This window comes from Sorangium sp. So ce426 (assembly GCF_051475585.1).
GTDB classification, from domain to species: Bacteria; Myxococcota_A; Polyangia; order Polyangiales; family Polyangiaceae; genus Sorangium; species Sorangium cellulosum_B.
Genome location: NZ_CP150341.1, coordinates 8,444,073 through 8,470,535, shown reverse-complemented (window position 1 = coordinate 8,470,535; position 26,463 = coordinate 8,444,073). Strand labels below are relative to the sequence as shown.

23 protein-coding genes are annotated in these 26,463 nt (G+C 72.7%); 11 read left to right on the top strand and 12 right to left on the bottom strand.

Annotated features, from left to right (window positions below; translation table 11 throughout):
• The first annotated feature begins 88 nt into the window (after positions 1–88).
• Positions 89–1,885: a serine/threonine protein kinase gene (locus WMF44_RS31485; RefSeq protein WP_437293744.1), complete on the top strand. Its 1,797-nt coding sequence runs from the start codon at positions 89–91 to the stop codon at positions 1,883–1,885.
• 30 nt (positions 1,886–1,915) lie between these two features.
• Here WMF44_RS31485 and WMF44_RS31480 read toward each other — a convergent pair whose 3' ends face one another.
• Genes WMF44_RS31480 through WMF44_RS31470 form a run of 3 tightly spaced genes read right to left on the bottom strand, consistent with a single transcriptional unit; the run spans position 1,916 to position 5,855 of the window.
• Positions 1,916–2,785 carry a hypothetical protein gene (locus tag WMF44_RS31480; protein WP_437293743.1) on the bottom strand — a complete coding sequence of 290 codons (870 nt, stop codon included), beginning with the start codon at positions 2,783–2,785 and terminating at the stop codon, positions 1,916–1,918.
• Between the two features lie 2 nt (positions 2,786–2,787).
• Positions 2,788–3,672, bottom strand: a complete 885-nt coding sequence (locus WMF44_RS31475; RefSeq protein WP_437293742.1) for a hypothetical protein — start codon at positions 3,670–3,672, stop codon at positions 2,788–2,790.
• Positions 3,673–3,680: 8 nt separating this feature from the next.
• Positions 3,681–5,855 carry a TonB-dependent receptor gene (locus WMF44_RS31470; RefSeq protein WP_437293741.1) on the bottom strand — a complete coding sequence of 725 codons (2,175 nt, stop codon included), beginning with the start codon at positions 5,853–5,855 and terminating at the stop codon, positions 3,681–3,683.
• 300 nt (positions 5,856–6,155) lie between these two features.
• Here WMF44_RS31470 and WMF44_RS31465 point away from each other — a divergent pair, with 300 nt between their 5' ends.
• The 3 genes from WMF44_RS31465 to WMF44_RS31455 are packed head-to-tail and all read left to right on the top strand — an operon-like array spanning position 6,156 to position 8,946.
• The gene (locus WMF44_RS31465; RefSeq protein WP_437293740.1) at positions 6,156–7,028 is read left to right on the top strand and encodes an MbnP family copper-binding protein; all 873 of its coding nucleotides are present in this window, start codon (positions 6,156–6,158) and stop codon (positions 7,026–7,028) included.
• Between the two features lie 5 nt (positions 7,029–7,033).
• Positions 7,034–8,254, top strand: coding sequence for an MbnH family di-heme enzyme (locus WMF44_RS31460; protein WP_437293739.1), 1,221 nt, complete (start codon positions 7,034–7,036; stop codon positions 8,252–8,254).
• Positions 8,251–8,946, top strand: a complete 696-nt coding sequence (locus WMF44_RS31455) for a hypothetical protein (RefSeq protein ID WP_437293738.1) — start codon at positions 8,251–8,253, stop codon at positions 8,944–8,946. Before WMF44_RS31460 ends, WMF44_RS31455 begins: the two co-directional genes overlap by 4 nt.
• A 48-nt stretch (positions 8,947–8,994) precedes the next feature.
• Here WMF44_RS31455 and WMF44_RS31450 read toward each other — a convergent pair whose 3' ends face one another.
• Complete coding sequence (locus WMF44_RS31450) at positions 8,995–9,954, bottom strand: hypothetical protein (RefSeq protein WP_437293737.1); 960 nt, start codon at positions 9,952–9,954, stop codon at positions 8,995–8,997.
• 312 nt (positions 9,955–10,266) lie between these two features.
• On the opposite strand from WMF44_RS31450, the gene WMF44_RS31445 reads away from it, so the two are divergent.
• The 5 genes from WMF44_RS31445 to WMF44_RS31425 are packed head-to-tail and all read left to right on the top strand — an operon-like array spanning position 10,267 to position 15,121.
• Positions 10,267–10,857: a hypothetical protein gene (locus tag WMF44_RS31445; RefSeq protein WP_437293736.1), complete on the top strand. Its 591-nt coding sequence runs from the start codon at positions 10,267–10,269 to the stop codon at positions 10,855–10,857.
• A 58-nt stretch (positions 10,858–10,915) separates the two neighbouring features.
• Positions 10,916–12,694: an OmpA family protein gene (locus tag WMF44_RS31440; RefSeq protein WP_437293735.1), complete on the top strand. Its 1,779-nt coding sequence runs from the start codon at positions 10,916–10,918 to the stop codon at positions 12,692–12,694.
• Between the two features lie 3 nt (positions 12,695–12,697).
• Positions 12,698–13,219 (top strand): Rab family GTPase, encoded by a 522-nt coding sequence (locus WMF44_RS31435; protein ID WP_437293734.1) that lies wholly within the window; start codon positions 12,698–12,700, stop codon positions 13,217–13,219.
• Positions 13,219–14,358, top strand: coding sequence for an ATP-binding protein (locus WMF44_RS31430; RefSeq protein WP_437293733.1), 1,140 nt, complete (start codon positions 13,219–13,221; stop codon positions 14,356–14,358). The genes WMF44_RS31435 and WMF44_RS31430 overlap by 1 nt, the downstream gene beginning before the upstream one ends.
• Before the next feature lie 4 nt (positions 14,359–14,362).
• The gene (locus WMF44_RS31425) at positions 14,363–15,121 is read left to right on the top strand and encodes a response regulator (RefSeq protein ID WP_437293732.1); all 759 of its coding nucleotides are present in this window, start codon (positions 14,363–14,365) and stop codon (positions 15,119–15,121) included.
• Between the two features lie 64 nt (positions 15,122–15,185).
• Here the strand turns inward: WMF44_RS31425 and WMF44_RS31420 are convergent, their stop codons facing one another.
• From WMF44_RS31420 to WMF44_RS31400, 5 genes are all read right to left on the bottom strand, one after another.
• Complete coding sequence (locus WMF44_RS31420; RefSeq protein ID WP_437293731.1) at positions 15,186–15,974, bottom strand: high-affinity nickel-transport family protein; 789 nt, start codon at positions 15,972–15,974, stop codon at positions 15,186–15,188.
• Between the two features lie 117 nt (positions 15,975–16,091).
• Positions 16,092–16,334, bottom strand: coding sequence for a hypothetical protein (locus WMF44_RS31415; protein WP_231864310.1), 243 nt, complete (start codon positions 16,332–16,334; stop codon positions 16,092–16,094).
• A gap of 154 nt (positions 16,335–16,488) precedes the next feature.
• A complete protein-coding gene (locus WMF44_RS31410) occupies positions 16,489–19,212 on the bottom strand; it encodes a vWA domain-containing protein (RefSeq protein ID WP_437293730.1) in 2,724 nt (907 codons plus the stop codon).
• Positions 19,213–19,426: 214 nt separating this feature from the next.
• A complete protein-coding gene (locus tag WMF44_RS31405; RefSeq protein WP_437293729.1) occupies positions 19,427–20,053 on the bottom strand; it encodes a JAB domain-containing protein in 627 nt (208 codons plus the stop codon).
• Entirely contained in the window at positions 20,050–20,700 is a 651-nt protein-coding gene (locus tag WMF44_RS31400) for an RNA polymerase sigma factor (protein ID WP_437293728.1), read from the bottom strand. The genes WMF44_RS31405 and WMF44_RS31400 overlap by 4 nt, the downstream gene beginning before the upstream one ends.
• A 165-nt stretch (positions 20,701–20,865) precedes the next feature.
• On the opposite strand from WMF44_RS31400, the gene WMF44_RS31395 reads away from it, so the two are divergent.
• On the top strand, positions 20,866–21,144 hold the full coding sequence (locus WMF44_RS31395; RefSeq protein ID WP_437293727.1) for a helix-turn-helix domain-containing protein: 279 nt from the start codon (positions 20,866–20,868) through the stop codon (positions 21,142–21,144).
• Between the two features lie 357 nt (positions 21,145–21,501).
• On the opposite strand, the gene WMF44_RS31390 is transcribed toward WMF44_RS31395, so the two are convergent.
• From WMF44_RS31390 to WMF44_RS31380, 3 genes are all read right to left on the bottom strand, one after another.
• Complete coding sequence (locus WMF44_RS31390) at positions 21,502–22,131, bottom strand: tyrosine-type recombinase/integrase (protein WP_437293726.1); 630 nt, start codon at positions 22,129–22,131, stop codon at positions 21,502–21,504.
• Positions 22,132–22,586: 455 nt separating this feature from the next.
• The gene (locus WMF44_RS31385; protein WP_437293725.1) at positions 22,587–23,561 is read right to left on the bottom strand and encodes a hypothetical protein; all 975 of its coding nucleotides are present in this window, start codon (positions 23,559–23,561) and stop codon (positions 22,587–22,589) included.
• A complete protein-coding gene (locus tag WMF44_RS31380; RefSeq protein WP_437293724.1) occupies positions 23,558–23,701 on the bottom strand; it encodes a hypothetical protein in 144 nt (47 codons plus the stop codon). The genes WMF44_RS31385 and WMF44_RS31380 overlap by 4 nt, the downstream gene beginning before the upstream one ends.
• Before the next feature lie 583 nt (positions 23,702–24,284).
• On the opposite strand from WMF44_RS31380, the gene WMF44_RS31375 reads away from it, so the two are divergent.
• Positions 24,285–26,171, top strand: coding sequence for an N-6 DNA methylase (locus WMF44_RS31375; protein WP_437293723.1), 1,887 nt, complete (start codon positions 24,285–24,287; stop codon positions 26,169–26,171).
• Positions 26,172–26,463 lie beyond the last annotated feature (292 nt).

The following is a 26,463-nucleotide window of genomic DNA, read 5'->3' as shown; positions in this document are numbered from 1 at the left end:
AGGCGGTGAGGCGGCGAGGCGAATCACGCGCGCCGCGCCCGTGAGCCCCGACACCCCCGCGACGGCCACCATGCTAGCATCGCCCGCCATGGTCGCGCCGTTCCAGCCGGCGGTCGGGATGCTCTTCGGAGAGTTCCGGATCGTTCGGCCCCTCAGCGCCGGGGGCATGGGCGCCGTGTACATCGCCGAGCAGGCGAGCACTGGCAAGCTGCGGGCCCTCAAGCTCATGCACCCGCAGCTCTGCGCGGACGCCCGGCTGCGCGAGCGCTTCGAGCAGGAGGCGCGCGTCGGCGCGCTGGTGGAGAGCGATCACGTCGTGCAGGTGATCGGCGCCGGCGTGGACGCGGCCAGCGGCGTGCCCTGGCTCGCGATGGAGCTGCTCGAGGGGGAGGACCTCTCGCAGCGGATGAGGCGCAGCGGCCTGCTCTCGGCGCAGGACGTGCACGAGATCTTCCGGCAGCTCTGCCACGCGCTCGGCGCCGCCCACCGCGCGGGCGTGGTCCACCGGGACATGAAGCCGCAGAACGTGTTCCTCGCGAAGACGCAGAGCGCGACGGCGCGCTGGTCGGTCAAGGTCCTCGACTTCGGCATCGCGAAGATCGCCGCGGAGGCGAGCACGATGGCGACCGCGTCGCTCGGCACGCCCCTCTGGATGGCGCCCGAGCAGTCCGACCCGCGCGGGCAGATCTCGCCGGCGACCGACGTGTGGGCGCTCGGGCTGATCGCGTTCGCGCTGCTCACCGGGCGCATGTACTGGCGCGCAGCGAACGACCCGATGGGCACCGCGATGCCGGTGCTGCTCCGCGAGATCCTCTTCGAGCCGATCGACCCGGCGTCGGTGCGCGCGACCGCGCTCGGGCGCGCCGGCTGCATCGTTCACCCGTTCGACGCCTGGTTCGCGCGCTGCGTCGCGCGGGAGCCGTCGCAGCGCTTCCAGACGGCGCAGGAGGCGTTCGACGCGCTCGGCCCGGCGCTCTTCGTCAACCCGCTCGACCCGCGCAGCGTGCGCGCCGCCGGCGGCGCGATCTCGGTGGTGCCGTTCAGCGCCGCGGCGGCGCTCACCCCGGCGGGGGCTGCCTCGCGCCTGTCGATGACCGGACCGACCGAGATGGCCTCGGACGCGCGGCGCGCGCCGTCGTCGCCCGCTGCTGCGGGCGCCTCGTCGTTGCCCGCCGGCGCGGGCGCCTCGCCGTCGCCCGTCAGCGCGCGCCCCCCGGTGACGCCCGCGCCCGTCCTGGCGAGCAGCGCGCCGCCGGAGGCCCCTCGCAAGCCCGCGCGGTGGGGGCCGCTGCTCCTCGCGTGCAGCCTGGCCGGCGGCGTCGCGACGGCGGCGATCTCCTTTTACGCCGGCCGCGCGCAGGGCGACGTTCGGCTGGTGCAGCGCCTGCCGGTGCCGGCGCGCCCGACGGTGGTCAGCCCGGGCCGCGGCGGCGAGGCGCGCTCGCCGGCGCTGGCGGGCGACGCGAACGACACGAGCGGCGCGGGCGAGCGGCAGCCGTCGCCTGGCCCTCGCGACGCTCCGGCGCCGGCGCCCGCGCCGAGGTCCCCGCGCCCCACGCGCGGAGGCGCCGCGCCGGCGGCGACGGCGACGGCGGCGCCGCAGCCGAGCGCGGCGAGGCCGTTCGATCGCGGCGCGGCCCACGCGGCGCTGCAAGCGAAGGGCGCCGCCGCGCGGATCCACTGCAAGGGCAAGGCGGGGCCGAAGGCGGTGACGGCGCGCGTGTTCTTCAACCCCGCGGGCGCCGTGCAGCGCATCTCGAGCGAGCCGCAGGTCGCGATGACCCCGGCCGGGAGCTGCGTGCAGATGCTGCTCGGCTCCGCGCGCGTGCCGGCGTTCGACGGGAGCGAGCTCCAGGACGTCACGACGACGGTCGGGATCGAGTGATCGCCGCGGGCGAGCCCGCGGCCGGCCCCGTCACGGATCGACGGAGACGCACTCGCCCTCGCCGCGGTAGTGCCCGATCGTGCGCGAGAGCGCCGCGACGAACGCCCCGAGATCATTGATATTTCCGGCGCTGCCCGTCCCGTAGGTGCCCTCCGCGATCGCGACGAGGCGCACCGCGGCGAGCTCCTCCAGGGTGACGGCCCCGTCGTCGTCTGCGTCCGCGGCGGCGATGGGCGCGAACCGGCGCGCGGCGGTCGCGGCCTGGAGGTCGTCGTAGAAGAAGTGGTCGCCGTGGATGGTGAGCTCCACGTCGTCGGTGCCGCCGTTCGTGACGAGGACGCCCTCGGTCTCCTTGCCGGCCTTGTCGCCCTTGCAGTCGGCGTAGCGCGTCGCGAGCGAGAAGGTCCAGTCGAGGCGCTTCTCGACCTCGCCGCCGCCGTCGCTCTTCCGCGCGATCGCCTCGATGTGCACGGACGCCCCCGCCGCGAGCATGAGCGCCTTGTCGTCCTCCGTCGCGCCCTCGAGCGCGGTGTCCGCGTCCACCGGGCCGATCTCGTAGGAGACGGCCTCCCAGGGCTTCGCCTCGAGGTCGTCGAAGGTCACCACCGGCTTCGCGCCGGCCTTGGTGTGGTCGAACAGGATCGAGCCCTGCATGCGCGCTCCGACGTTCCCCTCGCGATCGGCGACGGTGACGTTCCGGACGACGAACAGGAACTTCTCGTACTGGATGCTCCAGCCGTCCGCGAGATCGGCGGCCGGGATCTCCTGCTCGATGTAGTCCTCTCCCCACGTCGAGAACGCCACGCTCCCGGCCCCCGACGCGCCGTCGTCGCCGCAGCCGGCGACCGCCGCCGCGGCGAGCGTCGCCGCCGCAACCCACAGTCCCTTCGTGGTCCTCATCGTCATTCCTTCTCCTCCGGGGAGCCGGGCGCGAACGAGAGCGCGTAGGCCGTCCCCTTCTTGAGGCCCCGCGTGAAGCCGCGCTGGGCCTGGCTCTCGGGCTCGAGGTCGACCGGCGCGCCGCCGTCGCTCGAGGCGACGGCCTCGAAGTCGACCTGATCGAGCCAGACCGCCGGCTTCACGACGAGCGTGACGACGCCGGGCCCGTCGAGGAAGACCTCCTCGAACACGCACCCCTCCACCGACGGCTCGCCGGTCGCGTCGTCGAGCACGTCGGCGGCCAGCGCGCGCGCGCGGAACACCCGCGCGAGCTCCCCCTTCTCGGCGCGGCCCTCGACGGCGACGACGTGCCCGTCGAGCGCCGCGGCGAGCGGGCCCGCGGGCGGCGCGCCGAACGTGAAGCGCGCGGATCGCGCGACGCCGCTCACGGCGTCCGCGTCCGCGAGCGCCGTCGTCCCCTGCAGCAGGTCGACCGACGTCGGCTGCGTCATCTGGCCCCTCGCCTCGCCGGCCTGGTAGTGGCCCGGGTGCGCGTGCGCCTCGGGCACGGCCCACCGGGCGAGCCGCTCCAGCAGCGAGGGGGCGCCGCCCGGCGAGGGCCGCCGCGCCGTGAACGGGGCGCCTTCGAAGTAGTGGAGCGACCCGATCGCCAGGTGCGCCTTCGACAGCGTGATGGTCCAGCCGAGCGCGTTCGTGAACGGCGCGACCGACGCCGCGTCGGGCGCGATCTGCGTCGCCAGGGTCAGGCGCTTGCCGGAGGTCGCGTCGTCGCCTCCGGCGCCGCACCCGGCGGCGAGCGCGCCCGCCGCGAGCGCCGCGGCGAGGCGCCCCGCCGCGGCGAGGGCGGCGCGCCGGCGGGATCGGGTCTGTGCGGTGGTGGAGGTCATCGAGGTCCTCAGCCGATGTAGAGGGAGAGCGAAGCGAGGAAGCTCCGCGGGGCGCCGACGGTCACGTGCCGCGCGGGGAGGAGGTCGGGCGCCGCGCCGCGGCTGAAGCTCGAGGGGTAGACGAACTCGCCGTCGAACCACGCCGCGTCGAGGAGGTTGTAGACGTCGAGCCCGAGCTCGACGCGGTGGTAGCGGACGTGCGCCGTCACGTCGGTGACGAGCGCGTCGTGGCCCTGCTCTCCGAACGGCAGGGGGCGGCCGTGGAGCAGCGTCACGCCCGCGCCGGCGCGGGCCTCGAGGCGCCGGCCGAAGAGCGCGCCGAGGCGCGGCGTCACCGCGAGATCGGCGCGGGCGACGACCTGGGGCACGAAGGGGAGGAGATCGCCCGCCGCGTAGCGCCCCCCCGACGCGGTGAAGGCGGCCCGGGTGTACGTCAGGCCGACGCTCGACACGAGCCACGGCGCCGGGTGCGCCACCGCGTCGAGGGCCACCCCGGTGCGGGCCGTGGCGGGCACGGGCTCGTTGCGGGCGGTCGCCTCGTCGAAGACGAGATCCTCGCTGAGGCGCGTGTGGAACAGCGCCGCCGACGCCCGCACGAGCTCGTCGGCGTAGCGGAGCCCGGCCTCGGCGGAGAGCACCCGCGTGAACGGGGTCCGCTCGCCGTCGCCGAGGCTGCGCGCCTGGGGCGAGCGGAACCCCTGGCCCACGCTGGCGAGCGCGCGGAGCCCGGGGAGCAGCGCCACGTCGACCGTGCCCTTGCCGCCCACGTGGACGCCTTGCGCGCCGCGCGCCTGGGCCCCCTGGCCGACATTGTCGACGACCTGGTACGCGAGGCCGTCGGCGCGCAGCCCGCCGCGCAGCGTGATCCGCCGCGCCGGCCGGATCGACGCGTCGAGGTAGCCGGCGATGTCGGTCGCGCGGACCTTCGCGTCGACCAGCGTGGCGGTCGGCCTGTCGTCGACGGCCGCGAGGCGCCGCTGCGACTGCTCGATCCAGTCGGTGCGCGCGACGACGCCCGCCTCGAACGTGTCGCGGTCGGAGAGCAGCGGGAAGGTGAGCCGGTACGACGCGGTGGCGCCCGCCGTGATCGCCTCGTTGAGCTGCTGGGTGGCGTCGCCGTTCGTGGGGTCCGCGAGGTAGCCGGTGAAGTTCGAGCGCAGCCGGAGCGCGCGCAGCACGACGAACGGCGTGAGCGAGAGGCCCTCCCCGCGGGCGGCGCCGTCGCCCGAGCCGCGCAGATCGACGACGAGCTGCGCCCGCGACGAGTCGCCGCCCTGATCGGGATCGTACGAGGCGAAGCGGTCGACCTTGCCCGACGCGATGTCGCAGAGGCGCAGGACGCCGGCGGAGCCGCAGCGGGAGGCGAACGCCGACGCCATCACCCGCGCGGAGACGCCGGCGAGCGGCCGGTAGACGGCCTGCGCGATGAGCGAGGCCCGGCCGGCGGCGCGGGCGGGCCCGAAGCCGTCGGTCCCGTACGCCTCGAAGGCCGCGAACGTGGCGTCGTCCGCGTTCTCGGGGTGGTAAGCGAGGAAGAGCCGGCGCGCGCCGGACGAGCCCGCGGAGGCGGTGGCGGTGATCCCCGGCTCGCCGTAGGCGAGATCGAAGCGCATCGTCCCGGCGACCGCGAAGTCGCCCTGGCGCGGGTCGTACGATCCGGGCTGCGCGCGGAGCTCGCCGATCACCTCCGGCATCACGAAATGGAGGTCGGTATAGCCCTGGCCGTGGACGTTGGAGACCTCGTTGACCGGCGCGCCCGCGACCCAGATCTCGAGGTCCTGCCCGTGGACCGCGTCGAAGCCGCGGAAGAAGATCTGGTGCGCCTTGCACTCGCCGCTGTGCTGGGAGGTGAACACGCCCGGCACGAGCTGCAGCACGTCGCTCGCCGTCCGGTGGGGCGCCGCCCGGATCTCCGCCTGCCCGCGCACCGACTCCGAGGCGCTGCGCGGCGGCGCCGCGCCCTGCACCACGACCGTGATGGGCGCGGCGCCGGACACGGGGGCAGCGGCGCCCGCCGCGCCGGAGGCGGGCGCCGCTGCGCCGGCGCCGCCGGGGACATCGCCGCCAGCCGACGTTGCCGCCCCGGCCGCGGGCCGAGGCGCGGCACCGTCGCCGGCGCGCGCAGGCGCGGCGGACGTGATGACAAGAAGCAGCGGGAGCGCCGTGCTCAGGGAGCGGATCACAGGTGGGCAGGCCAGTAGCACGATTTTACCGGTTCGTGTTATCCTGCGGACGCGCACGCCCGCCCGGCGGGCGCGCTGGTGGTTTGGTCGACGTCGCAGGCGGCGAGCGCGTTCGTGCGTTCGTCGGCGGCGTCGCTGTCTGCTGGCCGCCGAAGATTGCTCCGGGGCCGTCCGCGAGCCCTCTTCCGACGCCGTATCGACTCGCGCTCTCGGGCGGATCGCGATAGCGACAACATGTCGCATTCAGGCGAGGGGCGGCGCGGCCTATCGTGGCGCGCATAGTTCCCCGGGAGGACGCTCATGGAATCCGGTCTTCGTGCATCACGGCTCTGGTTCCCGCTGGTCGGGGCGGTGCTCGCGCTCACGGCGTGCGGCGACGATGCGCCTGCCGACGGCGCGTCGACCTCGACGATCACTGTCGCGCTGCAGTTCGAAGGCCGCGTCCGCGACGAGGTGTTCTCCTGCAGCGAGACGTACGCTGTCGGCAGCGCCTCGACGGACGTGGGGCTGAACGATTTCCGCCTCTACATCCACGACGTGCGCCTGCGCCGCGCGGACGGCGAGGAGGTGCCGCTCACGCTCGAACAGGACGGGCTGTGGCAGTACCAGGACGTCGTGCTCCTCGATTTCGAGGACCGATCGGGCACCTGCGCCAACGGGACGGAGGAGACGAACGGCGTGGTGCGCGGGACGGTCCCGGCCGGGGACTACGACGGGCTGTCGTTCAAGCTGGGCGTCCCGTTCGACCTGAACCACGGCGACGCGTCGAGCGCGCCGTCGCCGCTCAACCTGACGGGGCTGTTCTGGAGCTGGAACGACGGGTACAAGTTCCTGCGCCTCGACAGCGTCTCCGCGGCAGACGCCAAGCCGTTCCTCGTGCACATCGGCAGCACTGGCTGCATGCCCGGCGCGAACGGCGAGCTGACCGCCTGTGATCGCCCCAACGTCGCCGAGATCGCCTTCGAGGGCATCGACCCGCTCACGACGAAGGTGCTCGTCGATTATGCGGCGCTCGTCGCGGAGAGCAACCTGTCGGGGAGCGCCGACGACATCCCCGGCTGCATGTCGGATCCGTCGGATTCCGAGTGTCTGCCGCTCTTCACCTATCTCGGCATCGACATCACCGACGGCTCGCCGCGCCCCGATCAGCAGTCGTTCTTCAGGATAGACTAGGCGCCATGGCGATGTTCGCTTCGATGCCCGCTCTCCGCCGCTCGGCGATCTCCTCCGCCCTCGCCGCGCTCGCGGCCCTCTGCTGTGCCTGCGGCGACGACGATGGCCCGGGCGGATCGACGGGGGTGGGCGGCGGCGATGGGGGAGGCGGCGCGGGCGCCTATGCGTGGGGGCTGCCGGCGGGCTTTCCGGTGCCCAAGGTCCCCGAGGACAACCCGATGTCGCCGGTGAAGGTCGAGCTCGGCAGGCGGCTGTTCTACGACGTGCGCCTGTCCGGCAACGGCACGTACTCGTGCGGCTCGTGCCATCGCCAGGAGCTCGCGTTCACCGACGGCCTCGCGAACGCCAGGGGCTCGACCGACCAGCTGCACTCGCGCAGCTCGATGAGCCTGGCCAACATCGCTTACCTCACGACGCTGACCTGGGCGAATCCGCTCATCGAAGCGCTCGAGGAGCAAGCGCTCCTCCCCATGTTCGGCGAGACGCCGGTCGAGCTCGGGCTCGCCGGCATGGAGAACGAGCTCCTGGAGCGGCTACAGGGCGAGCCGCTGTACCAGGACCTCTTTCCCGAGGCCTTCCCCGGCGACGACGCGCCCATCCGCCTCGCGAACATCACGAAGGCGATCGCCGCGTTCGAGCGGTCGCTGCTCTCCTACCGCGCGCCCTACGACCGTTACCGTTACGGCGGCGACCCCTCCGGGATGTCCGACGCGGCGCTGCGCGGGATGGATCTCTTCTTCTCCGAGAAGCTGGAGTGCTTCCATTGCCACGGCGGCTTCAACCTGTCGGACTCGGTGGAGCACGACGGCACCACCTTCACGGAGGTGATGTTCCACAACACGGGGCTCTACAACATCGACGGGAGCGGCGCTTACCCGGAGGGCAACGGGGGAGTCTACGAGATCTCCCACAAGGAGGCGGACATGGGCCGGTTCCGCGCGCCCACGCTGCGGAACATCGCCGTCACGGCGCCGTTCATGCATGACGGCAGCATCGAGACGCTCGAGGGGGTGCTCGACCATTACGCCGCCGGAGGGCGGACGATCGAGGCTGGCCTCCCCAACGCCGGCGTGGGAAGCGAGAACAAGTTCAAGAGCGAGCTCATCAGCGGGTTCGATCTCACAGAAGAGGAGAGAGCGGACGTGATCGCCTTCTTGCAAACCCTGACGGACGACGAGTTTCTGAAGGACCCGCGCTTCGCGGATCCCTGGGCGGAGGCGCCGTGAGCCGAAGGCCTCTCCTGAGCCGGGCGCTCCTCGTGCCCGCGCTGGCGGCGCTCGCGTCGGCCGCGATGTACACCGGGGCGTGTGGTCACAGCCACGACCACACGTCGAGCGGGACGTCGACCGACCCGAGCCTGGCCGACGTCATCTTCGAGGGCGGCGCGACCGACGAGGCCCTGGAGGCGCTGCTCGCCGTGGAGCCGAAGGACGAGCCCTCGCAGGGCACGGTGTTCGACGCGCCCGAGGACGGCGCGATGCTCCCCGGCGACGCCGCGCCGGAGCTGACCTTCCACGTCGCGGGCGCGGCGCAGCGAACGGCGCCTCGGGCCGCGCCGGCGCTGCGGCTTCCGGCCGCCGCGGCGCCGGGGGCGCGGGAGCTCGCCGCCCCGGGGGCGTCGATCGTCGCGGAGCTCGGGGCGCTCCTTGGCCCGGCGCGCGCCGCCTGGGCTCACGGGACGCCCATCAACGGGCGCGCTTACTTCCTGGTCTTCACGACGGCGGAGCGCGATCTGCTGCTCCGGGTGTTCACGACCAAGCTGAGCTACACGCCGGACGCGGCGGCCTGGGACAAGCTCCGCGCTGCCGGCGCGCCGATCACGGTCAGCGTGACCAGCGCGCTGTTCGAGAACAACCGCATCGTGCAGGGCGGCGGTCCCTTCAGGGGCGCGCCGGTCACGTTCACCATCCTGCCCTGAGGCGCCCTCCTGCCCTGAAGCTGTCGCGCGGCGCGCGGCGGTGCCGGCTCAGGACGAGCGCGGGAAGATGAGCGTGTACGAGCCCGGCGCGGGGTTGAAGAGCACCGCCTTGTCCGGGTGCTTCTCCCTGTCGAAATGGGGATACCACGGCAGCGCCCGCCAGGACTCCGACTCCTTGATGAACTCGCGGACGATGAGATCGAGCTCCACGTATTTCCCGGCGGTGATCGCGGAGAGCTCCGGTCCGAAGCTCCAGCGCTCTCGTCCAGGGCGCGGGGCGACGTCGTTGTGCAGCGCCCCGCCGTAGGCGATCACCATCTTTCCCGCGGCGTCCTCGCGGCCGAGCAGCGCCTTCGCGTCGGCGGCCGTCAGGCGCGCGATCATCTCGAGCATGGCCGTCACCGCGTCCGGCCCCGCGCGCACGATGGCGTCGATCTCCTGGCAGGAGGGCGTGAGCTGGTGGGGCCGGATGCCGAGCCGCTTCGCCGCGTGGCCGAGCGCGAGGAACTCGTCCTGGTTCTGCGCCGCCTGGCCCTGCGTGACCGTCCGCTGCTCCGCCTCGACCCGCGCGACCTGCTCCTTCTTGCAGCGCGGGTCCACGGCCCAGAGCTCGATGATCAGATCGGAGGCGCGGCCGGCGAGCGCCGGCAGGAAGAGCTCCGTGAAGCGTCGGGTCGTCGAGGGGACGCCCTCCGAGCCTCGCTGCGCGTGCGCCTCGCCCACCGCGAGCACGCGCGGGCCGCTCTCCAGGACGCGGGCGAAGGCCTGGGCCGGCGTATCGAAGGCGAGGCAGCCCAGCGCGCCGCAGGGCGCCGGCGCAGGGGAGGCCGCGGCGGGGGCCTGCGGCGCCGGCGGCGAGGCGGCCGTGGGCGAGCTGGAACCCGAGGCCGCGGCGCTCGCGGAAGGAGCGCTCGCGGAAGGCGCGTCGGCCGAAGGAGCACCGCCGGCCGGAGCGCCGCAGGCCGCGAGGAAGGCCGCGGCCACCAGGGAGGTTCGCGGAGTTCGCATGGGAGCATCTTACCGGGCTCCGAGCGATCCTGTTCAGCGCGGCGCTCCGGAGCAGCCGAGCGGCTCCCCGGCCGAGCCGCGGCCGCCCCCGCGGCCCCCCGAGGGCTACCCGCGCCCACGGTGCTGACCCATGTTGCGCAGCGCGCGACGTGGTGAGCGAGGGGCATCGTGTCCAGACGGAAGAGAAAACCTGGGGGAGCGAGCTCGGTGAGGCGTCGCGAGCGCGACGAAGCGAACCGGGAGCGCGATGACGAGCGAGCTCGGCTCGCCGAACGCGACACGCATGGCACGCACGGAGAGGGGGCCTTGATCATGACCATGAGGACGAGCGGGCGGGCGGAGCACGAAGCCACCGCGGGACACGCAGAGTCCGCGATCACCAACAGCCTGGAGCAGGTGCGCGACATCCTGTGCGGCGCCCAGTTCCGCGAGTTCGCTCGCCGGCTCTCGCACACCGACGCTCAGGTCGCCGCCCAGGCGGAGGAGCTGCGGCGTGAAGCGTGGCGGCGGCTGGACATGCTGGAGGCGCACATGCGCAGGGAGATCGAGGCGCTCGGCGCGTCGATCGAGGCCCAGCGCGCGGCCGCCGACGGCGCGCTCGGCAGCGTCGCGCGCGAGTCGCGGGAGGCGCTCGAGCTGATCGCGCAGCGGGTCCAGCGGCTGGAGGAGCTCGTGGCGCGCACGCAGCGCGAGCTCCGGCAGCAGCTGCTGGAGCAGTCCAAGGCGTTCGTCGACGAGACGCGGCGCACGCGGAGCGAGCTGAGCGCGATGCTCGAGCGCGAGCTGGCCGCCGTGTGGGCCGACGGCGCCGAAGCGCTCGCGCCGGACGCGCCGGCGCGCGAGGCGGCCGCGGAGTCGGAGCGGTACCAGAAGGCGGAGCGCCGCTCGGACGAGGCAGCGTGAGGCGGCCGCGCCGCTCCGGCCAGCGGAGCGGGCGCGGCGGTCCAGAGAAGGAAGAACGATGCGAGAGCCGAGAGCGCGCCGCGAGGCGCCTCCGCCGAGGAAGACGCTCGAAGACCTCCGCCCCCTGCTCGTGGGCCCAGAGCAGCACCGGATCCAGCGGATCGAGGAGCGGCTGGACCAGTCCATGGTCGAGATGGTCGCGGGGGCGCTGCCCGAGGCCGTGATCGAGAGCCGCAAGAGGGGTGAGGCGCTCTCGTGGGCGCTGGAGCCGCTCCTCGCCAGCGCGATCCAGGAGCGCGTGCGCCGGGACCCGGGGGCGTTCGCGGACGCGATCTCCCCCGCCATGGGGCCGGCCATCCGCAAGGCCGTGCGCTGCGCTCTCCGGGCGATGATCCAGCGCCTCAACGAGGCGGCCGCCCTCGGCCTGTCCTGGCGGAGCGTGCGCTGGCGCGTCGAGGCGCGCCGCACGGGGCGCCCCTTCGCGGAGGTGGTGCTGCTCCGCTCGATGGTCTACCGGACCGAGCAGCTCTTCCTCGTCCACCGGGGGACGGGGCTCGTCCTCGAGCACCTCAGCGCCGACGAGATCCCCTACAGGGATCCCGATCAGGTCACGGCGATGCTCACCGCCATCGACGCGTTCGCCCACGACGCGTTCCGGACCGACGCGCGGCTGGAGCGCTTCCGCGTCGGCGATCTGACAGGGTGGGTCGAGCACGGCCCGTCGGCGCTCCTCGTGTCCATCGTGCGCGGCGTGGCGCCGCCCGCGTACGGGCTCGTCCTGTGCGAGACGCTGGAGCGCGTCCACCTCGCGTACGGCGGTGAGCTCGCCGGCTTCCGCGGCGATCGGACGCCGTTCTCGGGCGCCCGCGAGCTGCTCTCGCGCTGCCTCCAGCAGCAGCGCCAGCCGATCCCGCGCCGAGCTCGGGCCGCGCCGATCGCGGCCGCCCTGCTGGCCGCGGTCGTCGCGGCCGCGCTCGCCTTCTCGGTGCGCGCCTCGCGGGAGGATCAGCGCCGCGTCGACGGCTGGGGCGAGGCGCTGCGGCGCGAGCCCGGCCTGCTGGTCACCGCGGCGGAGCGGCGCGCCGGCCAGGTCGTGTTCACGGGCCTTCGCGATCCGCTCGCCGCGGACCCGAGGGCCGTGCTCGAGCGCGGCGGCCCCGTGCCCCAGGAGGTCATCCTGCGCTTCGAGCCCTTCTACTCGCTCCACCCGCAGATCGTCGAGCGCCGGGTGGCGAGCGCTCTCGCGCCGCCGCCCGGGGTCACCCTGGCGCTGCGCGGCGGCGCCGTCGTGGCCAGCGGGGTCGCGCCCCAGCGCTGGATCGAGCGCGCGCGCTGGTCGGCGGCGGTGCTCCCCGGCGTCTCGGGGTTCGACGGCGAGGGCCTGACGGCGCAGGAGTCGATCGACCGCGCGCGCGCGGCGGCGCGATCCCTCGAGGCGATGGAGCTCTTCTTCCGCCGCGGCGCCGCGCGGCTCTCCGGCGAGCAGGCCGCGCGCCTCGACGAGGTCGCGGCCGCTGCCGAGCGGCTGATCGCCCGCGCGCGCGCGGCCGGCATGACCGCCGAGATCCGCGAGATCGGCTACGCGGATCCCGTCGGATCGGAGGCGTCGAACCGAGCGCTCAGCCAGGCCCGCGCGGAGCACGTCGCGGCCGAGCTCGTCGCGCGGGGGATCCCGGCCGATCGCCTGCGAGCGATCGGCGGGGGAACGCGGCGCGAGGTCGTGCCCCCGTCCTGCGCCGGGGGAGCGGCGCGGGCCGAGTGCCTCGCCGTCGCGGACGAGCGCCGCGCGCGCAGCGTGATCTTCCTTGTGGACCTGCACGCGGAGAGCAAGGACTGAGTCATGGCGGAGAAACGCAAGGTCTGCGTGCTGGGCGCGACGGGGGTCGGCAAGACAAGCCTCGTCGCCCGCTTCGTGCGCAGCATCTTCTCCGAGTCCTACCGGACGACCATCGGCGTGACGATCGAGACGCGGCGCGTGAGGTGCGATGAACGCGAGCTCGACCTCATCCTCTGGGACCTGAGCGGAGAGGACGAGTTCCAGGCCGTCCAGACGTCGTACCTTCGCGGCTCCGCCGGCTGGCTCCTCGTCATCGACGGCACGCGGCGCCTCACGGCGGAGACCGGGCTCCGCCTCTACACCGCCGCGCGGACGATCGTCGGAGAGGTCCCGGCCGTCGTCGTCCTGAACAAGGCCGATCTCACCGCGGCGTGGGACATCGACGACGCCACCGAGGCCAGGCTGAAGAGGGCGGGCCTCTGGATCACGAGGACGAGCGCCAAGACCGGCGCCGGGGTCGAAGGCGCGTTCAACGCGCTGGCGCGCGCCATGCTGGCGAGCGAAGCGCCTTCGTTGCGAGGTTGATGGACGTGGACACGTGGCTCCTCGCGGCGCTGGACAAGCTCGTCCTCGAGCGTTTGCACGACGGGACCTTCGTCATCCGCGGCGAGCCGCCGCCGTGGTTCCGGAGGCTCGGGTTCGCGCCGCCGTGGCGCGACGCGCCGCTCCCGATCGATCGCGCGCTGCCCTTCCTGGAGGTGTTCCTCCCCGAGGCGGAGCGGGCCTGGTCCGCGGATGGCGCGCCGGGCGTGCAATCCGACTTCTGGACGCAGATGATCGGCGACGAGGCGCTTCACCTCGAGGCGACGGCGCTCCGCGTGGGCTCGTCGCGGCTGCTCGTGATCACCCGGAACGACGCGCTGTTCCAGGCGCGCCGCCGCGTCCTCCAGCGGGCGCGCGAGCTTCGCCTCGTGCACGAGGCGCTGTCGCGCGAGGTCGAGCGGAAGGATGTCCTCGTCCACTGCATCGTCCACGACCTCTCCGGCCCGCTGAACAGCCTCCTCGGCGCGCTGTCCCTGCTGGGAGAGCAGCCGCTGCCGGAGAAGAGCGGCGCGCTCGCCGCGGTCGCGTTGAAGGCCGCCCTGCGGCAGCGCGAGCTGATCCGGGAGATCCTCGACGTGTTCACCGTCGAGGGCATGGCGTCCGACGCCTCCAGCGGCGACCTCGCCGCGGTGGTCGACGTGTGCGGCACCGTCGCTCGGGTCGTCGAGGCGCTCCTGCCGATGGCGCGCAGCCGGGGGGTGTGCCTGGAGACGCCGCCGGAGCTCGGCTGCGCGCGGCCGTGCGCCGTCGTCGGTGAGGAGCGCAGGCTCGCGCGCGTGGTCTCCAACCTCGTCGAGAACGCGCTCCGGTTCACGCCTCCGCGCAGGTCGGTGCGCGTCGCGGTGCACGATGAGCCCCGGTGGGCTCGCGTGACGGTGGAGGACGATGGGCCTGGCGTCTCCCCTGCCATCGCGCCGCGCCTGTTCCAGAAGTTCGCGCACGGCCACGACCCTGGCGCGGGCAGCGGCCTCGGGCTCTACGGCGCCCGGATCGCGGTGGAGCGGTGGGGCGGGGCGATCGGGTACGAGGCGCGGCCGGAAGGCGGGGCGCGGTTCTGGCTCCGGCTGCGGCGTGTCGGCGCGGCAGGCGAGGCGGGCGGCGGCGAGGCGCAAGGGGAGTGATGCCATGGCCAAGCTCATGCTGGTCGACGATGACTCGGGGACGCTCGCGTGGATGGCCGAGGCGCTGCAAGGCGCGGCGTACGACGTCCGGACCGTGCGCGGCGGGAGCGCGGCGCTGGAACTCCTCCGGACGTGGACGCCGGATCTCATCCTGGCCGATTTCCTGATGCCCGAGATGGATGGCTTCGCCTTCAACCGGCTCGTGCAGTCGCGCGAGCGGGTGCCCGTGATGCTCGTCTCCGTCGTGAACCAGCCGGCAGAGGCGATCCTGCGAGGGGTCGCCGGCTACGTGCGCAAGCCCGTCACCGCGGCGGAGCTCCGCGCCGCCGTCGAGCGCGTGCTCGGCGCCGTCGAGGGGGTAGCCATCCTCGTCGTGGACGACGACGCGGACATCCGGGAGTGCTACCGGCTGATCCTCGAGCCGCGCTTCAGCGTGCTCGAGGCCGAGAACGGGCGCGACGCCCTGGAGCTGCTCGCGCGCGAGCCCGTGGCGCTGGCCATCGTGGACGTCCACATGCCCGTCATGAACGGGGTGGAGTTCATCCGCGCGATGCGCGACGACGCGAGGTTCTGCACGATCCCGGTCGTGGTGCAGACGAGCGACAGGGCGGCCGCGCGCGCGCCCGTCTGGACCGATCTGCACGTGGCGCAGACGATCCTGAAGGACGAGTTCCTCGACTGGCTCATGACCCAGATCGACGCGCACCTCGCGCCGGCGTCGCCGCGCGAGGCCGAGTGCGCCTGGTCGGCCGCGAGCCGGTGAGCGCCGAGCGTCGCTCCTTCGGCGAGCGTCGCTCCTTCGGCGAGCGCGGCTCGCCCGGGCGCCGTCAGCCTGGCGTCCACTGCGGGTTCGCGGTGAACAGCCCGGACCCGAAGCTGATGTCGTAGGCCAGGAACAGGCCGAACCCCACGCTGAGGAGGCTGGCGACGGCGCCGAAGGCGTTGTGTATCCCGCTGGTGCGAGCGCGCGCGTAGGCGAACGGCAGCGCGAGCACCCCGGTGATGAGCGTCATCCCGGCGATCGTGCCCACGCCGAACAGCGCGATGTAGCCGATGCCCCACCGCGGGTCGCGCACCGTGGTGAGCACGAGGAGCGCCACGGCGGCCGAGCCCGCGAGGCCGTGGACCACGCCGATGAGCAGCGGCCGGAGGCTCGCGTAGACGCGCGAGCCGCCGAACACGCGGTCCGCCCAGCCGAGGTCGTGCCGGTGGCCGTCGTGGTGAGCAACATGCGCAACATGCGCAACAGGCGCAGCAGGCGCAGCATGCTCGACCGGAGCGACGTCGGGCGCCGGCGGCTCGCCCCGCCGGACCGCCCGGTAGAGCCGCGCCAGGTGGTACACCCCGAGGCCGATCAGCATCAGGGCGACCGAGAGCTCCATGGCCAGGCCGACGTGCGGCGGCACCACGAGCCCGAACAGCAGGATGCCGCCGCCGATCACCATCAGCGTGAGCGTGTGGCCGACGCCCCACATCGCGCCGATCAGCAGCGCCGTCCCGAGGCTCCGCACCCGGCTCACGACGGTCGCCACCGCGATCACATGGTCCGCGTCGGTGGCGTGGCGCATCCCGAGAGAGAAGCCGAGGAGCAGCAGCGGAAACGCCGAGGCGAGCATGTCCCCTCTCGTAGCACGGACGGCGCGTGTCGTGTCACGCTGTGCGCGGCCGCCTGCTCCCGCCTCCGGCCGGCTCGCTTCGGCCTGTCGCGGCGAGCCCTGTTTCAGCTCAGCATGTCAGTTCGCGCGGTCTCGACTGAGCGCGTCGATGGCCTGCTGCATCCAGACCGCGTCTTCTTCGGCCTGCTTCAGGCCGTGCATCATCTGCTGGCGCAGCACACCCGTGGTCTGACGGATACCTCGTCGAAAGACATCGGCCGCGCGCTCGTGGACGACCTTGAGCCACGGGGCGAGGTCGCGCTTGTCGAGCGGCCCTGGAGCGTCCAGGACGGTGATGCAGGCATCGATGGCCTCGCGCATGGATCGGGACTCGAGCGCGTCGGCGAAAGCGGAGAACTGGAGCAGCGACTCTCGCAGCGCAGCGCGTCCGGTCGATGAGACTCTGTCTGTCATGGCCGCGCTCAGCCTACCACCTGTGCGACGCCTCCGCCCGTGCGCGCGCTGCGATTGCGCGTCAGCGCAGGCGGGATCGCCCCGCCGTCTCCAGCAACATCGCGAGGACGAGCGGATCGCCGAGGCCTTGCTCTGCGCCCATGTGCGCGCGGAGGCGCGACAGGCGCGCCGCGTCCTCCAGGAACAGCGGCTCGCCCAGCCGGGTCGCGGCCTCGTGCAGGATGCCCTCGCGCTCGGAGAGGAGCGCGGCGGCGCCGGCGCGATCGCCGCGCGCCACGCGGGCAGCGGCCTCCGCGAGCGACTCGCCCGCGGCGAAGCCCTGGAGCGCGCGCGTCATCGACGCGTCGACGGACGCCGCGCTGGCGGCGTCGCTGTCCGCATAACGCACCTCGATGGGGATCTCCTCGATCACGTTCTTCCTGGCGAGCCGATCTTTGTACTTCAGCTCGACGGTCGCGACGGCGCGCTTCCCCGCGCCGGGGCCGGCGCTCAGCTTGAGCAGCAGCGCGTGCCGATCATCGCGGGCGAACACGGGCATGAAGAAGCGCATGCCGCCCTCGGCGTCGTCGCGTCGGTCGGCCGCGATCCGGTCCCGCGACTGTGCGGCGACGTCGGCCGCGATCTCCTGGGCGCGGACGCGGGAGGCCTCGGCGCCGTCCAGCCGGCGCGAACCGTAGGCGCGGAGCAGATCGACGCCCGCCTTCAGGCGCACGCGCACCTCGACCGCGGTCGCGACAGGGTCGAGGCGCTTGTCGAGCTCGGTCGATAGCGCGGGCGCGATCTGCTCCGGGTGTCGCAGGTAGTAGTAGCCGCCGGCCCCGTCGCTCGCGATCGCGCTCATGAGCTGGCCGTCGAAGTCGTCGCCGAGCCCGAGCGCGCTCGTCTGGATGCCGCGCTGGAAGGCGTCGAGGGCGAGCCACGCCAGGCGCTCGCTGCGGGTGAGGCCGCTCGTCGCTCGGCCGTCGGAGACGAGCAGCACCACGCGCACGGCGTCCTCGGGGATGCCCGGCCGGCTCGCCTGCGCGTAGCCCAGCGAGAGCCCCGCGCCGATGTTGGTGCCGCCGCCCTCGCGGAGCCCCTCGATGGCGCGGCGGATCGCCGCGCGGCGCGGGCCGACGGGGCCGTCCTCGATCACCACCTCGGCGTCGCTGGAGAAGGTGGTGAGCGAGAAGTCGTCGGCCGGCGCGAGCCGATCGACGAGCGCCTGCGCGGCGCGGCGGGCGCTGTCGATCGGCGCGCCGGCCATCGAGCCGCTCGTGTCGAGGACGAGGTGCACCGAGAGGTGCGGCCGCGCCGCCGCCGCCGCCGCCGCGGAGCGGAGCGCGAGGCGCAGGTGGAAGGCGCCGCCGCCCGGGCCGAGCGCGGCGCGCTCCAGGTCGGCGCGCAGGCCGAGCGCCTTGTCGGGGGCGAGCGGGACCTCCGGGGCGTAGCGGGCGGCGACGTCGCCGACGAGCTCGCGCTCCGCCGCGGGCACGACGCCGCGCGCGAGGGCGGCCTCGAACGCGGCGAGGTGGCCGCCGCCGGGCCTGTACGTGGTGGCGAAGCGGCCGTTCGGATCGAGGGCGACCTCGGGCTCCTTCGCGTAGGCGGCCGCGCTCCGCGCCGGGACCGGCGGCGAGGAGGCGCCGGCGCGCCCGTGGCCGCTCCCGAACCCCTGGCCCGACCCGGCGCCCGCGCCGTGCCCGATCGTCCCGATGGATCCGAGCCCGAGCGGCGCGCTCTCGCCGGCGAGGCCCCCGTAGCCGGCGAGGGGGAGGCCCGCGCCGCCTGCGGGCGACGCGGCGCCGTCGAGCCCCCACGGCGCCGTGGGGGCGCTCGGATCGCCGCCGCCCCCGGCGTTGAGCAGCCCGATCATCCCGAACTCGGCCGCGTCGCGCAGCGCTTGCTGGTGCGCCACGTGGGGATCGGGGCTGTCGCTCGGGCCCTCGACCCCCCACCTGTTCCCCGTCGCCGACGCGCGCGGCGTGGACGACGATTCGTGGCCCATCGACCCTTCCTCGCCCTTGGCTCGCGTCCCTGTGCCGCCCTCCTTCGCGTCGGCGGCGGGCTCGCCCTCGCGCTCGAGCGCCGCGTGCAGCTCGCGCTCGTCGGCGGACGCGAGGTACTGCTGCACGAGCGCGATCCGATCCGCGCTCATGCCCGTGGACGGGTCGACGAGGGGCGGCGCCCAGCGAGCGAGGGCGCCGAGGAGCCCGAGGTGCAGGGCCGCGGAGACGGCGTGGAGGGCAAGGCTCTTCCGGTTCACGAGCGAGCGGCGCACGCGCTCGCCCGCGGCGGCGTCGGCGCGGATCTGGATCCGCACGCCCGCGATCTCGACGTCCACGCGCCCTTGCGCGGGCAGGGGCACGAGCGTGGCCCCGGGGATCGCCGCGCGCGCCGCGCGCTCCACGCCGACATGCAGCTCCCGCGCCTCGGCCGCGGAAAGCGGCGCGCCGCCGGGGGTGAGCGTGAGCGTCCCCGTCGCGGCGCCCGGCAGGACGAAGCCGACGCGCCCGGCGCCGTCGACCTCGAGGAGCGGCGCGCGGCGCGCCCCGAGCAGGCGCCCGGGGAGGAAGCAGTCGCACGGGCGGCCGTCGTCGCGCCCCTCGCCGACGTCGAACGCGCGCGGCGGCGTCAGGTGCTGGACGAAGAGCACGGTCGTGCCCCAGGAGATGACGATCTCCACGGAGCGCACCGGCCCTTCGGCCTCGCCGGCGCTCGCCGCGTCGGGCTGCCTCGCGGCGGTGAGGTTCGGATCGGTGGCGGCGCCGCCATCCGCGGCGTCCGTCGTGTTCGCGCTGGGCATAGATCTCCCCTGTGCGCCGCGCGGAGCGGCGCGCTCACGTCCTCTGGAACCGCGCGGAGGACGCGCGGATCCGCGTCCTTCAGGCGGGCGCTCGGCCGCGCTGGCCGGCAGTCCGTCGTGCCTGCGGAATGACAGCGGCGGCGCGCGGAGGTTCCGGGGGCGAGGGGGTTGCGCTGCCGGTGAGGTGAGGCGGGTGGAGCGCCCCCGCGATGACCTACTCGAGGACGGGGTGGTACCGCCCGCTCGGCGTGACGATGACGTGCGCCTGGAGCGGGACGTTCAGCGCGCAGGAGAGATCGCGCAGCTCCTCGGTCATCGCGTGGTCCTCCGCGGTCGGCGTCGGATCGCCGCTCGGGTGGTTGTGGGCCAGGACGAAGCCGACGGCCGCCATGTCCAGCGCCGTGCGCAGGATGGTCGAGCGATCTGCGTGGAGGGCGTCGTCGACGCCGCGGGCGAGCATGCGCGTCTCGCGCACGCGGCCGTGGCTGTCGAGCGCCGCGATCCAGAGCTCCTCGTGGACGAGGTGCGCGAGCCTCGGGCCGAAGTACCGCGCCACGCGGGCGGCGTCCGTGAGGAGCGCGCCTCGGCGAGCCCGCGCGGCGTGGGCGCGGCGACCGAGCTCGAAGGCCGCGGCGAGCCGGGTCGCGTCCACGAGCGCGATTTGGGTTCGCTCGGCGATGGCCGCCGGAGAGAGGCGACCAAGGGACGGGAGGGCGGCCGTGCCGAGGATGCGCGGCCCCACGGCCGGGATGCCGAGCACCATCTCGATCAGGCCGGCCTCGGTCGCGGTCGGGATCTCTGCCGCCGTCTCGGCGGGGGCGTCGACGGGTGCGCCGCTCATCGGGGCCACCTCCGCCGGCGGGTGAGGGACCGCGCGAAGAGGCGCCGCGCGAGGCGGAGGCGCGTGGCCACCGTCGGCCTCGGGATCGCGAGCTCCGCCGCGATCTCGCGTGTCGTCAGGCCGGCGGCGGTGAGCGTCAGGACCTCGCGGAGCTCCGCGCGGAGACGGTGGAAGGCGCGGAGCAGCCCGCGCGCGACGATGCGCTCCTCCGGAGAGGGTGCTGCGAGGGAAGCGAGCCGGTCGGGATCGTCCGCGGGCACCTCGTGCCGCCGGTGCGCCTTGTCGCGGTGGTGCGACGCCTGGCGCAGGGCGACCGCGGCCAGCCAGGCGCGCAACGCGTCGCCCGGCGGTTGATCGGGGGACGGCCGGAAGCGCCCGGCGCGCATGCTGCAAAAGGCGCCGAGCACGGTGTCCTGCGTGACGTCGTCGAGATCCGCGGCGCGGACGCCGCGGGCGCGCAGCGCGCTGCGGATGAACGGGCCCTGTTCGAGGAGCGCGGCGGCGTCGAGGTAGACGGCGGGGTGCGGCGATTCTCGATGGGGCTTGGGCGGGCGGACGAGCCGGCCGCGCGCCGTGGAGTGCAGGCGGCGGCGTGAGGGTGGATCGATCTCTTGGCCCTGTTCGGGGCGCGGACGTACCGTTTCCATGTCGGACCTCGTTGACGCGGGGTTCGGCCACGCTGCCCGGACGGTTGGCGCCGTCGCGGGCAGCACTTGCTTGTGGGGAGCTTAGGTGGCGCGGCGGGAGCACGCCAACACAAATGAGACATATGAGATTCTATTCCAGGTCGCAGGAGAGACGACGCCTTCGCCATGCCTGATGCCCGGCTGGAGGAGGTGCTCGGCTTCATCGGGGCCAACGTCCGCCGGATCCGCCTGAAGCGCGGCATGACGCAGCAAGAGCTCGCTAGCGCAGCCGGAATCGCCCTCGGATTTCTGCAGAAGGTCGAGCGCGCCAAGACCAACGTCGGGGTGGCCGTCCTCGTGAGGCTGGCCGACGTGCTCGGCGTCCGGCCTGGGGTGCTGTTCCGCCAGCGGGAGCTACCGCCGGTCAAGCGGGGCCGGCCACGCAAGGCACGACCCCGCGCGTAGTGATCCCGAACGTTGGGCAAGCGCTTCGAGGGCGCTGCGGAACGAGGTGGCGCCCACGTCACGTGCGTGGTGCGCGGCATCGCCCATGGCACAGATCCTGGGCCGCCCGCCTGCTTCGGGACGGAGCTGCCCCGGTGGGCGTAGCGATGACGGGATCGGCGAGGGGGATGCCCATCCCGAGCGCGCGGCGTGGACGCCTCGGCCGAGCTCGAGTCGTTCGGTGTGGAACGCGCACGAGCACGCGTTGGTCTCCTTGACAAGGCGGCGCAGCCGTCAGGTACGCTACCTTTCACGATGGGTGGGGCCGGCTCGACGGGGTGGGGGCGGAGCTCAAGGTGCTCCCCGCAGACCCGGCGGTTAGCGGTAAACGCGGCTGATGACGCCGAGAGGGCCGCGGTCGACGATGTGGATGTCGATCATCGTGGTCCGCCCATCTTTGTAGCTGAGCAGCGTCTGGATCGTCCGGATGTCGACGCCCGCCTCGAGAAAGTGGGACGCGAAGCTCTGGCGGAGGGGTCGGCATGTCGCTCGCCTGGCGAGCTCCGCCGCGCGTCCGGCATCGTGCACGGCCCTTTGCACTGCCGATATTTGTCGTCGATCGAGGTCGACGTCTTTGACGCGAATCGAAAGCGCTTCGAGGAGCCGGAGGCCGTTTCCGTAGAGGAGCTCGCCGATGAGCCGAAGAGGCGGGACGAGGTGTTCGAGCAAGGTGAGCGTCTCCTGCCGCGAGAGGACCGAGGGGAGGTGCTTCGGCCGGCGTGCGCGTTCGAGCGCTTCGAGCCGGGGTATCTGCAGGTCGAGAACCCGCTTGTAAAGGAAGAGGCGGGCGCACAGCGCTTGGTTCTGCGTGAATGCCGCGGTGCGGCGTGCGACTGCAAGCTCGTCGAGGATGGCCGTGACCTCTTCCGCGCCCATCTGCCGTGGGGGCTTGCCCCTGTGGAAGCGGATGGGTACCCAGCCGTCGGCACGAATCTTACGCGACGACACGCCGTCGCCGTCCGAGACCTAGCAACGGGAATACGCAGGTACGCAGCGGCGGCCTATCTCCGCGATCCCGCAGATAGGCTGCGAAAGGTCGCGGCCTATCTGCGGGATTGCGGAGATAGGCCATGATGGGCCGCGGCTTATCCTCCGGAGTATGGAGATAGGGTGCCACGGTTCGCGGCCTACATCTGAAAATGCGTAGATATGTCGCACGTTACAGCTGATTGCGACGTTCGGCGGGCGAGCGCCCCTCGAGTCGCGTTGAGGCGCGCACCCCGCTCGCCCAGCAACGCCGAATGAAGCTCACCGCTCTCATCGACGAGGCATGGTTCCACGGCGAAGACGGGACGAAGATCGACGCGCAGGTCGTGGACCCGAACGACGCGGATCTCCTCGCAGCGCTTGCCCCTGCGGTCGCGCGCCGAATCGCGGGCAGCGCTGGCGTTGCCAGCGCAGGCTCATTTTCGCGCGTAGACCGGTACGGCTTTCACGACGTTGCGCAGGAGGAGCTGGTCGAGCAAGCGCCAACCTCGAATGCCGGCCGCGGTGGTAGACGGCGGTTGTGAGTCCATCAAGAAGTCCTCGAACAAATCGTTCCGATTCACGCGGACCTTCCTGCCTTGCGGCGAAACTTGCCGCTGTTGAGCAGCGAGCGACGAAACGTAGGTCGGTTCCTGCTGCATCAGGAACTGCTCAAAATCGGGCAGCAGTGCCTCGATCTCGTACGTGTGCTGTGTCACGCACTTGTAGATATCGCGCTTGAGCAGGGCGATCCTCACGGTCCCGAGGGGAAATACCTTCCGCGCGAAGTGCTCAAGCTGGTCCGCGATCTCTCGGTCCACGCGTCGCGCGATTGGAAGCGCCGCATCGTACGCCTCCACGAACGTCGTCCGCCCCCACGTCACCTCGAGCGACGGATCGAAGAGCTCCCGCCCCCGTGCAAGGAGCGCGAAGACGGCTTCGATCTCGTCCGCGTTGACGATCCCGAAGAGTCGCTTCACATTCACGTCGACAGTGCGCCACTCAGCCTCGATCTGCTCGGAGCGCGCGAAGGTTCGCCGCCGGTAGACGGCGTACTCGACCTTCGTCGCCTTCTTCGGGCTCGACGTTTGCTGCGCCCACGCTTGGGCGAGGGGGAGGAGGTGCCGCCGCATGTCGAGGACGACCTCGTGACGGGTGCGATAGGGGTACGCGCGACAGAGGGCATCCCAGCTCTGGATCTGCCGCGGTTTGCACTGGATCGCGTCGCCGCGCTCAACCAGAGCGCGGAGAGAGCGTGTCACGCTGGACGCATAGCTCGTCCGAATCTGGCCTTCGCGCACCTCCCGATCTTTCCGGGCGACCTCCCACAAGAGCTCGTAGATAGACACCCATGAGGGGGCGCTCGGCAGGGAATCGAGGAGAAGACGATGGAGGCGGCCCAGGCGTTTCACGACTGGGGCCCTCCGCTTCGTCGGAAGAGGCGGCGAACGCTGTGGACCAGCGCCACGGTGGCGCCGATGATCGTCGTCGCGGTGACGAGGGTCGTCGCCACCTCCCTGAGCAGGCCGTTGATCTCGTGCAGGTGTTGCATGGTCCGGAGCATGCGGCGCGCTCTGCGACGCGCCAGGCCGGCGCGTACAGTGGGGCTCCACCTACGGTTCGTTAGGAGCCACGCCATTTACAGCTCCGCCGACGATTTTTGTTGCGATCCGCCGTCAAATGTGATCGCAACGCGGGAGCGAACGTATTCGTCGATCACGGCGCGTCTTCTCTTCGCCGAGGTTGCGCAGCCCCCGAAACCTGCGCTACTGGGCGAGCCGAGTGTGAAAGGCGGGCCGGGCCGCGCCGGCCCAGGAGGCGCGCATCGCGCGGGTTGTCCGCGCGCCGCAGCCTCCCCCGCACGAGGAGACACCGATCCTGATGATCGGTGGCAAATATAAACGCGCAGCCGTCAACGTAGCCGATCCTGAGACGCTCAGCGCGCGCTGTCGGAGGCCGAGCGGTTGACCTCCGGCAGCAATTCCGTTACCCGCGGTAAGTGGATCGAGCGTGATTCACTGATCGCACGCAAGCCCACGGCCCACCATGCGCCAGATCGTTCCTCTCCTTCAGGTTATGTTGGCGCCCCCAGAGGGCAGCCTGCAAGCGGCGGAACGGCGGCCGAGGGCTTCCCGATGAACGTCGCAATGGCCGCGGAGCGTCGACGTCAGCTGGACGCCTTCCAGGTCGCGTTCGGCCACCTCGGCTACGATCGGGACTGCATCCGGTACGACTGGAGCTACAGCAAGCCTGCGGCCAGCAACGGGCACCCCGCCGTCCCGGGAAAGCTCGACGCCGCGCTCTTCCACGATCCGCGCGAGCACGACTACAGCACCATCGCCTTCGCGGTGGAGCTTGGCCGCCAGGACCTCGTACGGAACAAGGCGCAGGGGGAGGCGCGGGCGCGCGAGCTGTTCGAGAGGACGGTCGCTCCGCACGTGGTGCTCGGAGGCTCCACGACGACCGATGTCTGGATGAACTGCCACGGGACCCCGACCCCGATCCTGGACGTCGCGCTCCAGTCCGAAGCAATGATTCATGCGCTGGACCAGCACCGCAGCAAGCTCGAACGGGTCGCGCTTGCGCGGTTGCGGGGCGGGCAGGGAGTCCTCTTCGATCGCTTCTATGAGGCCCGCCGCGAGGAGCTCGCCGAGTCTCTGAACGAGGGCTTCTCGTCGGCGCTCAAGAGCCACCCCGCCTGGAGGAAGAACGACCGGCGGGCACTGCTATCGCGTACTGCCATCGCGCTCCTGGCGGCACGCATCCTCGAAGACAAGAGCTTTCTCGCGTCTCCCACTCCGTACACCGACGCGCGCCGGCTCCTCGATGCTGTAGAAGCGAAGGCGGATGGCTTCTTCTCCGAGGTGTGCAAGGACCTGGACCGGCTCGCCAAAGAGCTGGGGCGGGCGGCGATCGACGCTGCCCTCCGGCCGATCATGGCGCACCTCACCGGGCCGATCAGCTTCTCGCTGGTCACACCGGAAATGCTCGGGCATCTGTACGAGAGCGCCCTGATCCCGCAGCGCACCAAGCGCACCTCCTCTGGAGAGAAGCGGCAGGACAACTGGACCCATTACACGCCGCACACGTTGACCAGGCACATCCTCCGCCGGCTGCCGATCGAGGAGCTCAGGCAGGACCAGCGGCGCGTGCTCGACATGGCCTGCGGCTCGGGGAGCTTCCTGCTCGCAGGCACGGAGCGCCTCTCGGAGCTGTACGACGCCCACGAGGATACGGTCGAGCCGTCCAGGCTCGCACACCTCCAGTCGCGGGTGATCGGGTACGACACGGACGAGATCGCGCTGCTCGTGACGAGGTTGACGTACCTCCTGGCCCACTGGACGAGGTCGGCGACGATGGACGACCTCCCCGAGCCGACGTGCGCGAAGCGAGACGCGATGGACCTCACGCCCGCAGGCTTTGCCGGGGGGCAACCGACCGTCATCGTGGGGAATCCGCCCTTCGAGTCGGGCCGGACGCAGCTCGCCAACCGCTTCTTGGGGAAGGCGATCGAACTGTTGGCACCCGGTGGGTTGCTCGGGATTATCCTTCCGCTTGGGTTCCTCAAGATGACGCGCGAAGGGTGCCCTGGGGCGCGGCGCGAGCTGCTGGGCGCCTGCGATCTTTTGGAGGTGTGGGAGCTACCCAAGCATGCAGTTGGCCTTCAAGCGGACCAGGAGACGTGCGTGGTCCTGGCACGACGGCACGGGGGCGCGGCTCGCTCGGCGGGCGCAACCTTGTTCAAGCAGACCTACTCGAAGGCCGGCGCTGCGGTTCGTGCGGTCAGGGACGACCTCCGTTCGGCGCGGACGTTCGCTGCGTCGGGGCTGCCGGGTCACCCCGAGCGACCGTGGTCGATGGATCCCGACGCGCGAATCATCGCGAGCCCGCTCGGGCTGTGTGGCGGAAGATGGACGGAGCTCCTACGGTGGGGGCGCTTTGCGACGGGTGCACAGGCATTGACACGGTGGGAGGGGCCAGGTTCAGTGCCGAGCCCGGGAAGGGGATGGTCCCGTACATGAGGCATCAATCGCAGCTCCGGCCATACCATGTGTTGCCTTCCGACTGGCGCCGCGGCGTCAACTCTCCGGATTCGAGGTCCAACTATACCCCTCGACCGCGCGTTGTCCGCGCAGGGAGTATTGGCCACTTCTCGGAGGCGCCAAGGTGGTGGCCACGGCCCGCGGATCCCGAGATCAGCGTACGCAGTTCATCGCCGCCTACGATCCTGCCCTCGCCCCGAGTGGTGGAGTCTTCCCCGAACACGACTTCGTGTGTTTGGGCATACGGACGGACCTCTCTCCATGGGCGAAG

Bases quoted from the DNA above. Each gene is read 5' to 3' on its own strand.
- WMF44_RS31450 (WP_437293737.1), bottom strand. From the start codon at position 9,954: ATGCGAACTCCGCGAACCTCCCTGGTGGCCGCGGCCTTCCTCGCGGCC.
- WMF44_RS31445 (WP_437293736.1), top strand. From the start codon at position 10,267: ATGACCATGAGGACGAGCGGGCGGGCGGAGCACGAAGCCACCGCGGGA.
- WMF44_RS31415 (WP_231864310.1), bottom strand. From the start codon at position 16,334: ATGCGCGAGGCCATCGATGCCTGCATCACCGTCCTGGACGCTCCAGGG.
- WMF44_RS31475 (WP_437293742.1), bottom strand. From the start codon at position 3,672: ATGACCTCCACCACCGCACAGACCCGATCCCGCCGGCGCGCCGCCCTC.
- WMF44_RS31395 (WP_437293727.1), top strand. From the start codon at position 20,866: ATGCCTGATGCCCGGCTGGAGGAGGTGCTCGGCTTCATCGGGGCCAAC.
- WMF44_RS31465 (WP_437293740.1), top strand. From the start codon at position 6,156: ATGGAATCCGGTCTTCGTGCATCACGGCTCTGGTTCCCGCTGGTCGGG.
- WMF44_RS31460 (WP_437293739.1), top strand. From the start codon at position 7,034: ATGGCGATGTTCGCTTCGATGCCCGCTCTCCGCCGCTCGGCGATCTCC.
- WMF44_RS31400 (WP_437293728.1), bottom strand. From the start codon at position 20,700: ATGGAAACGGTACGTCCGCGCCCCGAACAGGGCCAAGAGATCGATCCA.
- WMF44_RS31480 (WP_437293743.1), bottom strand. From the start codon at position 2,785: ATGAGGACCACGAAGGGACTGTGGGTTGCGGCGGCGACGCTCGCCGCG.
- WMF44_RS31435 (WP_437293734.1), top strand. From the start codon at position 12,698: ATGGCGGAGAAACGCAAGGTCTGCGTGCTGGGCGCGACGGGGGTCGGC.
- WMF44_RS31375 (WP_437293723.1), top strand. From the start codon at position 24,285: ATGAACGTCGCAATGGCCGCGGAGCGTCGACGTCAGCTGGACGCCTTC.
- WMF44_RS31410 (WP_437293730.1), bottom strand. From the start codon at position 19,212: ATGCCCAGCGCGAACACGACGGACGCCGCGGATGGCGGCGCCGCCACC.
- WMF44_RS31380 (WP_437293724.1), bottom strand. From the start codon at position 23,701: ATGCAACACCTGCACGAGATCAACGGCCTGCTCAGGGAGGTGGCGACG.
- WMF44_RS31440 (WP_437293735.1), top strand. From the start codon at position 10,916: ATGCGAGAGCCGAGAGCGCGCCGCGAGGCGCCTCCGCCGAGGAAGACG.
- WMF44_RS31485 (WP_437293744.1), top strand. From the start codon at position 89: ATGGTCGCGCCGTTCCAGCCGGCGGTCGGGATGCTCTTCGGAGAGTTC.
- WMF44_RS31405 (WP_437293729.1), bottom strand. From the start codon at position 20,053: ATGAGCGGCGCACCCGTCGACGCCCCCGCCGAGACGGCGGCAGAGATC.
- WMF44_RS31420 (WP_437293731.1), bottom strand. From the start codon at position 15,974: ATGCTCGCCTCGGCGTTTCCGCTGCTGCTCCTCGGCTTCTCTCTCGGG.
- WMF44_RS31425 (WP_437293732.1), top strand. From the start codon at position 14,363: ATGGCCAAGCTCATGCTGGTCGACGATGACTCGGGGACGCTCGCGTGG.
- WMF44_RS31430 (WP_437293733.1), top strand. From the start codon at position 13,219: ATGGACGTGGACACGTGGCTCCTCGCGGCGCTGGACAAGCTCGTCCTC.